Origin of the sequence: Candidatus Ishikawaella capsulata Mpkobe (assembly GCF_000828515.1) — a bacterium.
In the GTDB taxonomy this organism is placed as follows: domain Bacteria; phylum Pseudomonadota; class Gammaproteobacteria; order Enterobacterales; family Enterobacteriaceae; genus Ishikawella; species Ishikawella capsulata.
The window spans coordinates 451,727-463,893 of the sequence record NZ_AP010872.1 but is presented as its reverse complement, the minus strand read 5'-3'; the positions used below and the strand labels follow the sequence as shown (position 1 = coordinate 463,893).

7 protein-coding genes and 2 pseudogenes are annotated in these 12,167 nt (G+C 31.3%); all 9 read left to right on the top strand.

What is annotated here, in order from left to right; translation table 11 throughout:
• Nucleotide 1: 1 nt before the first annotated feature.
• Nucleotides 2-1,318, top strand: coding sequence for a UDP-N-acetylmuramoyl-L-alanine--D-glutamate ligase (gene murD / locus ICMP_RS01980; protein ID WP_041069399.1), 1,317 nt, complete (start codon nt 2-4; stop codon nt 1,316-1,318).
• Between the two features lie 2 nt (nt 1,319-1,320).
• On the top strand, nt 1,321-2,532 hold the full coding sequence (ftsW, locus tag ICMP_RS01975; protein WP_041069396.1) for a cell division protein FtsW: 1,212 nt from the start codon (nt 1,321-1,323) through the stop codon (nt 2,530-2,532).
• Nucleotides 2,532-3,599, top strand: a complete 1,068-nt coding sequence (murG, locus tag ICMP_RS01970) for an undecaprenyldiphospho-muramoylpentapeptide beta-N-acetylglucosaminyltransferase (protein WP_041069393.1) — start codon at nt 2,532-2,534, stop codon at nt 3,597-3,599. Before ftsW ends, murG begins: the two co-directional genes overlap by 1 nt.
• A 49-nt stretch (nt 3,600-3,648) precedes the next feature.
• On the top strand, nt 3,649-5,109 hold the full coding sequence (gene murC / locus ICMP_RS01965; RefSeq protein ID WP_041069390.1) for a UDP-N-acetylmuramate--L-alanine ligase: 1,461 nt from the start codon (nt 3,649-3,651) through the stop codon (nt 5,107-5,109).
• A 3-nt stretch (nt 5,110-5,112) separates the two neighbouring features.
• A complete protein-coding gene (locus ICMP_RS01960) occupies nt 5,113-6,042 on the top strand; it encodes a D-alanine--D-alanine ligase (RefSeq protein ID WP_041069387.1) in 930 nt (309 codons plus the stop codon).
• Between the two features lie 104 nt (nt 6,043-6,146).
• Nucleotides 6,147-6,785, top strand: coding sequence for a cell division protein FtsQ/DivIB (locus tag ICMP_RS01955; protein ID WP_158386964.1), 639 nt, complete (start codon nt 6,147-6,149; stop codon nt 6,783-6,785).
• A gap of 34 nt (nt 6,786-6,819) precedes the next feature.
• Nucleotides 6,820-8,073, top strand: coding sequence for a cell division protein FtsA (gene ftsA / locus ICMP_RS01950; protein WP_041069381.1), 1,254 nt, complete (start codon nt 6,820-6,822; stop codon nt 8,071-8,073).
• A gap of 52 nt (nt 8,074-8,125) precedes the next feature.
• Nucleotides 8,126-9,080, top strand: a pseudogene (ftsZ, locus tag ICMP_RS01945) (cell division protein FtsZ); the annotation flags it as partial.
• Between the two features lie 542 nt (nt 9,081-9,622).
• A pseudogene (secA, locus tag ICMP_RS01940) lies at nt 9,623-12,112 on the top strand (preprotein translocase subunit SecA); the annotation flags it as partial.
• Nucleotides 12,113-12,167: the final 55 nt, after the last annotated feature.

Sequence of the window (12,167 nt, the reverse complement as noted above, 5' to 3'; positions counted from 1 at the left end):
TATGACTAATTATATAAATAAAAAAATTGTTATTATAGGACTTGGTCAAACAGGTATTTCTTGTATTAACTTTTTTCTAGAACGGGACATCATTCCCCGAATTATAGATACTCGTATATCTCCACCTAATTTAGATAAATTACCCAAAAACTTAGATTACCATTTAGGAAGTATTAATAGCTCTTGGGTATTATCTGCTGATCTAATAGTTGTAAGCCCAGGAATATCTATTAGACATCCCGTTATTAAGCAAGCTATATTAGCAGGTATTGAAGTGGTAGGAGATATAGAAATTTTTTGTCGTGAAGCCAAAGCACCTATAATAGCCATTACTGGTTCTAATGGTAAAAGCACGGTTAGCACTTTAGTGTCGGAGATGGCTCAAACTGCTGGATTGGTTGTGGGATTGGGAGGAAATATCAATTTATCTGCTCTAGAGTTACTGAAAAATCCTGCTCAATTTTATATATTAGAACTTTCTAGTTTTCAACTAGAGACCACGAATAGTTTAAAAGCTGCTGTAGCAACTATACTGAATGTTACCGAAGATCATATGGATCGTTATCCGTTAGGAATTCAGGAATATCAAAATGCTAAATTAAAAATTTATAAAGATGCTCACACATGTATTATAAATGCGAATGATAATATGACAAAACCTCCAGATGCATCTAGTAAATTTTGTATTTCCTTTGGTATAAATAAAGGAGATTATGCTCTTCAGCAAAATAATCATATTAGTTGGTTACAAGTAAGAGGCAAAAAAATACTTAATACAAATGCAATAAAATTAATTGGCAAACATAATTACTCGAATGCTTTAGTTGCTTTGGCGATAGCAGATATAATTGGCATACCTCGTGCTGATAGTTTAAGGATAATAACTACTTTTAGGGGTTTACCTCATCGCTTTCAATTAATACATGAAAAAAATGGAGTAGGTTGGATTAATGATTCTAAATCAACGAATGTTGATAGTACTAGAGCCGCCCTAAATAGTTTACAGGTAAAAAATAATTTATGGTTACTTTTAGGAGGAGACAGTAAGTCAGCAAACTTTTCTTCATTAATGCCTTATTTATACAAAAAAAACATAAATATTTACTGTTTTGGACAAGATAGGGCTCGTATAGCTTCTATAAGACCTGAGATAACGACGTGTACCAATACTATGCAAGAAGCAATTTATCAAATAATCTCTAAAGTCAAACCCGGAGATATGGTGCTTTTATCTCCAGCTTGTTCTAGTCTCGATCAATTCTCAAATTTTCAACATCGTGGGGATTGTTTTACACAGTTAGTCAAGGAGTTAGCTTGATAATGTTCACAAGAAGTATTAATGCTTTTAGCTATTTGGTCAAATCCTACAAAAATACCTTAATATCTTCATGGAAAAGTGATAATAGAACCGTATTACTTTATGACCGTACATTATTATGTAGAATATGTTTTTTATTAATTTTAGGATTTATTATGATGACTTCAGCTTCTATGCCTCTAGGGTCTAGATTATTAAGAGATCCTTTTTTTTTTGCTAAAAGACAGATTTGTTATTTATTTTTAGCGGTAATAGTTGCATCATTCATATTACATATTCCAATAAAATTTTGGCAAAAATATAGCATTATCATGCTATTTATTTCTTTTATAATGTTAATTACTGTATTATTTGGTCATATAATAAACGGAGCTACACGTTGGATTGGACTAGGACCTATTCATATTCAACCGGCAGAAGTAATAAAAATTATTTTTTGTTGTTATCTTTCTGATTATTTATCGCGTAAATTCACAAAAATAAATAACAATATCTGGGAAGCTTATAAACCACTTGCTGTTCTTGGTTTGTTATTAATTTTATTGTTAGAACAACCAGATTTTGGTACTGCAATACTATTATTTATCACTACATTAGTGATGCTATTTTTATCTGGTGTGAAATTTAAGCAAGTTTTAAAAATTATTATCTTAAGTACAACTATTATATCTGTGTTAATTCTCAATAATCCTTATAGAATACATCGCATTACTTCCTTTTTACATCCTTGGAAAGATCCGTATAATATTGGTTACCAATTAACCCAATCACTAATAGCATTTGGGCGGGGAAATATTTTGTTGGGACGAGGATTAGGAAATTCTAGACAAAAATTCTCTTATTTACCTGAAGCACATACTGATTTTATTTTTTCAGTACTTGGTGAAGAATTAGGTTATATAGGGGCGATGATAGTAATATATAATATATTTTTTATTGCTTTCCGAGCAATGTCAATCGGACATCGTGCTATAAAAATAGGGAAATATTTTTCTGGTTTTTTTTCTTGTTCCATTGGTATTTGGTTTAGTTTACAAATAATAATAAACATTGGTGCTTCTACAGGTATATTACCTACTAAAGGACTAACATTACCATTAATTAGTTATGGTGGTTCGAGTTTAATAGTTGTATTAACTGCTTTAATGGTTATATTACGTGTAGATTATGAAACGCGTTTCGCCAATATACAAGCTTTTCACCGGAGGAATTAGTGAATAAAAAAATTATTATTGTAGCAGGGGGTACCGGTGGACATATATTTCCTGGATTAGCTGTTGCTTATTATCTTAGGACACAAGGTTGGCAAATTCGTTGGTTAGGTACATCAGTCAGAATGGAAGCTGACTTGTTGCCGAAGTACGGTATTGAAATTGATTTTATTAGCATAGATAATATACGGGGTACAGGATTAAAAAATTTATTAAAAACACCTTTTAAAATTTTTCATGCTTGGCAACAAGCATGTGCAATAATGCAGAAATATAAGCCTGATATTGTACTTACAATGGGTGGGTATATTTCAGGTCCATGTGGATTAGCAGCTTTTACTTGTAATATTCCACTAATTTTACATGAGCAAAATAGCATTGCTGGAATTACTAATAAATTGCTAGCTAAATTTGCTAATAAAGTTACACAAGGGTTTCCAAGTGCTTTCCCTGATGCAAAAGTAGTAGGTAATCCTATTCGTAGTAGCATTTTAAAAATACCCTTACCTTTTTTACAAAGGTTAAAATATCGTACTGGTCCTATCCGTATATTAATTATGGGTGGTAGCCAAGGGGCGCATATTTTAAATCAGACTATACCCAAGGTTTGCGCTCAATTAGGTAATAATATTATGATATGGCATCAAGTAGGAAAGGGTAATTTAAAAAATACACTTAATCTATACAAAAAACTAAAAATAAAGATATCTTATAGGATATGTGAATTTATTGATGATATAGCTGAAGCTTACGAGTGGGCTGACGTAGTTATCTGTCGTTCTGGTGCTTTGACTGTTACTGAATTAACTACCGTAGGATTACCTGCTATTTTGGTTCCTTTTCCACATAATGATAAACAACAATACTTGAATGCTATACCCTTAGAAAAATCTGGAATAGCTAAAATTATTGAACAATCAAAATTTAATGTAGAGTCAGTTGTGCATATACTTAGTAAGTGTAATAGAAATAGATTATTAGAGATAGCAAAAAAACACCGGATTCCAACGGTGCTAAATTCTACTCAACAATTAGCCGAGGAAATAATAAAAACCGTAAATCAATATTAAATCCCAATTCCTTATCTGGTTCTTTTATAAGATAGGATAATAGGTAATTATGAACATATCACAATTATCAAGAGAACACTTTTTATCTCCAATGCACCGTTATATTAAACATATTCATTTTGTAGGTATTGGCGGTATTGGTATGTCAGGTCTTGCTATAGTATTGGCAAATGAAGGCTATCGTATTAGTGGTTCCGATTTAGTATCTAATAAGATTATAGATCATTTGATTACATTAGGAGCAAAAATTTATTTTAATCATCATGCAGAAAATATAAATAATGCAAATCTAATAGTAGTTTCTAGTGCAGTACCAAAAAATAATCCAGAATTAATAGCCGCTCAAAAATACTATATCCCAATTATTAGTAGAGCTGAAATGTTAGCAGAAATTATGAGATTTCGATATGGAATTGCTATTTCTGGAACTCATGGAAAAACTACCACTACATCTATGATTGTAAGTATTTATGAAGATGCAGGATTGAATCCGACTTTTATAAGTGGAGGTTTCATTAAAAGATTAGGTAATGCTAATTTAGGTAACAGTGCTTATTTTATTACAGAAGCTGATGAAAGCGATGCTTCTTTTTTATATTTGCAACCTATAGTATCTATAGTAACTAATATAGAAGCTGATCATATGGATACTTATAAAGGAAATTTTGAAGAATTAAAAAATTCTTTTATTAAATTTATACATAATTTACCATTATATGGTAGAGTAATTATGTGTTTAGATGATAGAGTAATCCGGGATTTAATATCCTCTATAAAAAGAAAAGTCATTACTTATGGATTTACTAATGATGCTGATATATACATTACAGAATATAAACAAGAAGGTCGAAAAGTAAATTTCTGTCTAATAGTAAAAGATCAAGATATAATGCATGTTACACTTAACCAGCCTGGTTATCATAATGCTCTAAATGCTACGGCTGCTATTGCTACAGCTCTAGAAGAAGGTATAGATAATAAAATAATATTAAGATCTCTGGAAAACTTTCAAGGAATAGCGCGACGTTTTGATATATTAGGTGAATTCAAAACTAATTCAATTAATGGTATTGATGGTAGTGTGATATTAATTGAGGATTATGGGCATCACCCAACTGAAATTGAGGCCACTATAAAAGCTGTGCGTGAAGGATGGCCTGAAAAAAAACTAATAATGATTTTTCAACCGCATCGTTATACTAGAACTAGAGATCTGTTTTCGGAATTTGTTAATGTTCTAGAAAAAGTAAATATATTATTAATATTAGAAGTTTATTCAGCAGGAGAAAATTATATACCAGGAGCGGATAGTTTATCATTATGTCAGAAAATATCGAACAATGGTAAAATAACTCCTATTTTTCTTTCTGATCAAAATTTAATAACTACAATATTAGCAGAGATACTATCTGGTAACGATATTATTTTAGTTCAAGGAGCGGGTAATATTGATAAAATTGCGCATAGATTAGCGAATGTGATATTAAGTCCAATAAATTCACCGGAATAAATTATGGCCGAAAAGATTGCAGTATTGATGGGAGGTACTTCTAATGAGAGAAATATTTCCTTGATGTCAGGTAAAACTGTATTACAAAGTATGCGTGAAATAGGTATTAACGCATACCCCATAGATACTAAAAATTATCCTGTAATAGATCTAAAAAAAGATGGTTTTGATAAAGCTTTTATCGCACTACACGGAGGTAAGGGTGAAGATGGTCATTTACAGGCTATTTTAGATTTTATTAATATCAAGCATACTGGTAACAGTGTAATTACTTCGGCAATTACTATGGATAAAATAAGAACTAAGCTATTGTGGCAAGGCAGCAAATTACCAACTAGTAATTTTATTAAGATTAATCGAGAAAATATTAAAAAATGTTTAGACCCTGACATACAGGAAGCAATTACTGCGTTAAATCTACCATTATTCGTTAAACCTAATTGTTCAGGTTCTAGTATAGGAATTAGTAAAATAAATAACTTAAAAAAGTTATATTCAGCTGTAAAAAAAGCATCTTATCATGATGAAGAGGTTTTAATTGAAACTTTTCTTAGTGGTCCAGAATACACCGTAGGTATTATTGGAGAAAAAATATTGCCATCAGTACGTATTCAAGCAAATAAAGAATTCTATAATTATGAAGCTAAATATATTACTAATGATACTCAGTATTTTTGTCCTAGTGGTTTGACTAATAATAGGGAACAAGAATTACAATCATTAGCATATTCTGCCTGGAAAATATTAGGTGGTAACAAATGGGGACGAGTGGATGTTATGATGGATGAAGAAGATAAATTTCACCTACTAGAAGTTAATACATCTCCGGGGATGACTTATCAAAGTTTAATACCTAGAGCAGCGAAACAACTCGGTTGGAGTTTTTCAGACCTCATAATGTATATTTTACAACTTGCTGATAATATTGTATAAATATTTTTAGATGTGTCTAATAATAAAATAAATAAATGCATAGATACATTTCTCAAATTTTTCTTATTTTAGTTCTAATGGGAATAATATTTAGTGGGATAAGTGTGCTAAAGTGTATAGAGTATAAACCATCCTTTCTGTTACACAAAGGTGTTGTCATTTGTAAGATGCAATATGTTACAGCAAAAGATTTATACCAAACAATTTTACAATCATTTATAAATAATTTTATAAAACAGCCATTTCACTATTTGCCATCTATAAAAAATATTATTCATAAACAATGGCCAGATGATTTAAAAAGTATTGGTACAAAATCTGTTCCAGTAGCTTGCTGGAACAATTCATCTATGTTAGATAAAAATGGTATCACTTTTTATATAAATTCAAAAAATATTATCAATAAAGAATCCTTGCCAATGTTGTACGGACCGCAAAATAATGAGAAAGAAGTATTAATAAATTATAATCATATGAAAGAACTCCTTAAAATATGCAATATTTTTCCTAAAATCATTTCAATGAGCGAGTGGCATTCTTGGTATTTTATTACTAATAATGAAATAAAGGTTATTCTAGGACGTAATAATATTGATAACAAACTACAAATATTTATTAAACTTTATCCCACGCTAATGAAAGAGGCTAATATGGAAAACAAGTACATAGAGTATATTGACTTACGTTATAATTCGGGAGCAGCTGTTCATTGGTTATCAAGACATAATAAATCCGTAAATTAATCATGGCCAATAAATTTAATCACAGGTTGATATCATGATCAAGGCAATGGACAGAAAACTAGTAGTGGGTCTAGAAATAGGTACCGCCAAAGTCACAGTCTTGGTTGGGCAAATTTTACCTGATAATATGATAAATATTATCGGAGTAGGGAGTTGCCTTTCTCGTGGTATGGATAAAGGGAATGTTAATAATCTTGATGAATTAGTAAAATGTGTGCAATGTGCAGTTAAACAAGCTGAATTAATGGCAAATTGTCAAATTTCTTCTGTGTATCTCGCCATATCTAGCAAATATATCAATTGCCAAAATGAAATTGGTATGATTCCCATTGCTGAAGAGGAGGTTACTCAATATGATGTTGAAAATGTAGTACATAACGCACAATCTGTACGTATACTCGATGAACACCGTATTTTACATGTAATTCCTCAAGATTATTTAATTGATTATCAGGAAGGTATTAAAAATCCAATCGGACTATCTGGTGTACGCATGCAAGCTAAAGTACATTTGATTACTTGTCATAATATGATTACAAAAAACATTATTAAAGTGGTAGAAAGTTGTCAATTAAAAGTAGATCAATTAATTTTTTCAGGATTAGCTTCTAGTATGGCAGTATTAAACCAAGATGAACGTGAATTAGGTGTATGTGTTATTGATATTGGCTGTGGTACTATGGATATAGCACTTTACACAGATGGTGCATTACGACATACAAAAGTTATCCCTTATGCAGCTAATTTGGTAACAAGAGATATTGCTTATGCTTTTAGCATACCACCATCGGATGCAGAAACTATTAAAATTAGTTATGGTTGTTTTTTAGAATCTATAGCTGATAATGAAACTATTGAAATCCCCAGTATAGGAGGACGTCCCTCACGTATATTGGAACGCAAAACTCTGGCTTCAGTAATTGAACCGCGTTATAATGAACTGCTTAATTTAGTTAATGATGAAATTTTAAAGATTCAAGAAAAGTTACGTCAGCAGGGAATTAAGTATCAGCTAATTGCAGGGATTGTGCTAACAGGTGGTGGCGCACAAATAAAGGGAATTACGAGTTGCGCTAAAGATATTTTTCATACTCAAGTACGCATAGGTCAACCATTAAATATTACTGGAGTAGAAATTTCTGTTGGAGAACCATATTATTCAACTGTAGTTGGTTTATTACACTATGGAAAAGAACTTTACTTGTCTAGTGAATCAGAAATACAAAAAGAAGCTTCAATTGTTAATTGGTTTAGAAAATTTAAGAGTTGGCTAAAAAAAGAATTTTAATATTTAAATAAGGTAGATATATCTTATTTAATAAGTCAAATGGAGAATAATTATGTTTGAACCAATAGAATTGACTAATGAAGCTGTGATTAAAGTTATTGGAATTGGTGGAGGTGGGAGCAATGCTGTAGAACATATGATACGTGAGCAAATAGAAGGTGTTGAGTTTTTTGCAGTAAATACTGATGCACAGGCTCTACGCAAAACTACAGTTAATCAAACTATACAAATTGGTAGCAAGATCACTAAAGGTTTAGGTGCTGGAGCAAATCCAGAAGTAGGACGTATTTCAGCAGAAGAGGATCGAGAATTATTACGCTCGGCATTAGATGGAGCTGATATGGTATTTATTGCAGCAGGCATGGGAGGTGGTACCGGAACAGGAGCAGCACCTGTAGTTGCCGAGGTAGCTAAAAATTTGGGTATATTAACGGTTGCAGTAGTAACCAAACCCTTTAATTTTGAGGGAAAAAAACGTATGAGTTTTGCGGAACAAGGAATAACGGAGTTATCTAAACACGTTGATTCATTGATTACTATTCCTAATGATAAGTTACTAAAAGTATTAGGCAGGGGTATTTCTTTATTGGATGCCTTTGGAGCAGCTAACGATGTACTGAAAGGAGCTGTTCAAGGTATTGCGGACTTAATAACATGTCCTGGTCTTATGAATGTTGATTTTGCCGATGTACGCACCGTGATGTCAGAAATGGGTTATGCTATGATGGGTTCTGGAATTGCTTGTAGTGAAGATCGTGCTGAAGAAGCAGCAGAAATGGCTATATCCAGTCCTTTATTAGAAGATATTGATCTGTCTGGAGCTCGTGGTGTATTGGTAAATATTACAGCTGGTTTTGATCTACGCTTAGATGAATTTGAAACTGTTGGTAATGCTATACGTGCTTTTGCTTCCGATAATGCAACAGTTGTTATAGGAACATCATTAGCTGCAGAAATGAATAATGAGTTACGTGTAACTGTAGTAGCTACAGGTATTAATATGGGTCAACCTCCAGCAGTTAACATAATTACAAATAATAAACCCATGATTGAAAAGAGTGGTCAACCAGATAAAAAATTATTTCAATTGCAAGATTCAGTAGATTCTATAAAAAACACATCTGATGATCCTTTGAGTAAAAGTCAGGATTATTTGGATATTCCAGCTTTCTTACGTAAAAAAGCTGATTGAATCATCAGAATATTTGTCTGTAAAATTATGCACTGTTTATAATTTTTTATTAAATTATTCTTTAGAGATTAATTTAATAGATTTAGTATAATATGTTATTAGGAATAAGTTCTAGTTTTTTTTGAAAAATAATATATCGATAAGCAGTATTTCTAATATTTAGCTATTAAATGAAATTCTATGAGTGAATATATGATTATTGATTATGCATATGTATAATAAATGATTATTAGGTGATGTAATTTTAATAATATTTAAAACGTATATTAAATATATGTTACTAATCATATTCATTTAATTTTCTTTTGAAAACTTCATAGGTTATGTTACCACGGCTAAATTGAGAATACATTTGTCATGTTTATTAAATTATTAACTAAAATGTTTTCTATAAGAAAATGCACCTTACCATATATTTCTAAAGTAGTAGAAATTATCAATGCAATGGAAAAAAAATTCATCAATCTTTCAGATGAGGAATTAAACAAACAAACACAGTTTTTTCGTTTGCGTATACAAAAAGGTGAGCAATTAGAAAATATTTTGCCAGAAGCTTTTGCTACTGTAAGGGAAGCTAGTAAACGTGTATTTAATATGCGTCATTTTGATGTACAACTAATGGGTGGTATTGTTTTAAATAATAATTGTATTGCAGAAATGCGTACTGGTGAAGGTAAAACTTTAACCGCCACTTTACCAGCTTATTTAAATGCATTAACTGGAAAAGGTGTACATATAGTTACAGTGAACGACTATCTGGCACAACGTGATGCAGAAAATAATCGACCATTATTAAAATTTCTTGGTTTAACAGTTGGCGTTAATCTACCTAATTTATCAATAAAAAATAAACAGGCTGCTTATGCTGCTGATATTACTTATGGGACTAATAATGAATATGGTTTCGATTACTTACGTGATAATATGGCATTTCATACCGAAGAACGGGTTCAACGTGGTTTACACTATGCGTTATTAGATGAAGTAGACTCTATTTTAATTGACGAAGCTCGTACTCCATTAATTATTTCTGGAGCTGCAGAAAATACTTCTGATCTATATTTAAAAATAGATAAAATTATACCTCATCTAATTAGTCAAGACAAAGAAGATTCAGATACTTTTCAAGGGGATGGTCATTATGTCGTTGATGAAAAAGTACGTCAAATATATCTTACTGAACGAGGTTTAATTCTGATTGAAAAACTTTTAGTAGAACAAGGTATATTAGAAGATAGTAAATCTTTATATACGTCAAAAAATATTACGTTAATGCATCATGTTACTGCAGCATTGCGCGCACATGTTCTTTTTAACTGTAATGTTGACTATATAAAAAAAGATGGAACAATACTTATTGTTGATGAGCATACTGGCCGTATAATGCCAGGTAGAAGATGGTCTGATGGATTACATCAAGCAATTGAAGCTAAAGAAGGTGTTAAAATTCAAAATGAAAATCAAACATTAGCCTCTATTACTTTTCAAAACTATTTTCGTCTATATGAAAAATTATCAGGAATGACTGGCACGGCAGAGACAGAAGCATTTGAATTTAAATCTCTTTATAATTTAGATACTATAGTAGTACCTACTAATCGTTTAATGATACGTCAAGATCTATCTGATCTAGTATATATGTCTGAAAAAGAAAAAATTGATGCTATAATTAATGATATTCGTAAAAGATCATCAAAAGGACAACCAATACTTGTAGGTACTATTTCAATTGAAAAATCAGAGATTATTTCACAAAAATTGAAATCAGTAGGAATTAAACATAACGTGTTGAATGCTAAATTTCATGCACAAGAGGCCGAAATAATAGCTCAGGCAGGTAAACCAAGTGCAGTAACTATTGCTACTAATATGGCAGGACGCGGTACGGATATAGTATTGGGTGGTAGCTGGCGTACAGAAATGGCTAAAGTACCATCAGAAAATATTAAAAAAATTTCTGAAATTAAAACCAACTGGAAAAAACGGCATAATGCAGTAATATTAGCTGGTGGATTGCACATTATTGGAACCGAACGTCATGAATCTCGTCGGATTGATAACCAATTACGTGGTCGAGCAGGTCGACAAGGAGATATTGGTTCATCTCAGTTTTATCTTTCAATGGAAGATACTTTAATGCGCATTTTCGCATCAGACCGTGTTACTAATATAATGCGTAAATTAGGTATGAATATGGGTGAAGCCATAGAGCATCCATGGGTTACTAAAGCTATTGCTCATGCTCAATGTAAAGTAGAGAGTCATAATTTTAATATTCGTAAACAATTATTAGAGTACGATGACATAGTAAATGAGCAACGTCAAGCAATCTATAACCAACGTAATGAATTACTACGCTTTAATGATATCAGTAAGACTATTCAAGATATTCGTGAAGATGTTATAAAAAATATCATCGATCATTATTTTTATTTACAGTTATCAGAAGATTTTTGGGACGTATACCAATTAGAAAAATGTTTAAGTAAAGATTTTGATCTTACATTACCAATATCCGAGTGGTTAGATAAAGACCCTGATTTTTCTAAAGAAAATATTTTAAATATTGCTCTAAATAAATTGTTGGAAGATTATAAGTTAAAAGAAGATATCGTGGGCTTTCAAGTAATGCGTGATTTGGAAAAAAATACCATGTTACATGTACTTGATGCACTTTGGAAAGAACATCTATCTGCAATGGATGATTTGCGTCAAGGGATTCATTTGCGTGGATATGCTCAAAAAGATCCCAAACAAGAATATCAGCTAGAATCATTTAAAATGTTTTCTGCCATGCTTGAAGCATTGAAGTATGAAGTTGTGAGTATCTTAAGTAAAACTAAAATTAATAACAAAAAATCTTTCAGAGCCAAATTACGGAAGTAAATATTTATTCATGCCT

What these genes read in the sequence shown, in the direction of transcription:
- murD (WP_041069399.1), top strand. Translation starts at nt 2, where the DNA reads ATGACTAATTATATAAATAAAAAAATTGTTATTATAGGACTTGGTCAA.
- ftsW (WP_041069396.1), top strand. Translation starts at nt 1,321, where the DNA reads ATGTTCACAAGAAGTATTAATGCTTTTAGCTATTTGGTCAAATCCTAC.
- murC (WP_041069390.1), top strand. Translation starts at nt 3,649, where the DNA reads ATGAACATATCACAATTATCAAGAGAACACTTTTTATCTCCAATGCAC.
- ICMP_RS01960 (WP_041069387.1), top strand. Translation starts at nt 5,113, where the DNA reads ATGGCCGAAAAGATTGCAGTATTGATGGGAGGTACTTCTAATGAGAGA.
- ftsA (WP_041069381.1), top strand. Translation starts at nt 6,820, where the DNA reads ATGATCAAGGCAATGGACAGAAAACTAGTAGTGGGTCTAGAAATAGGT.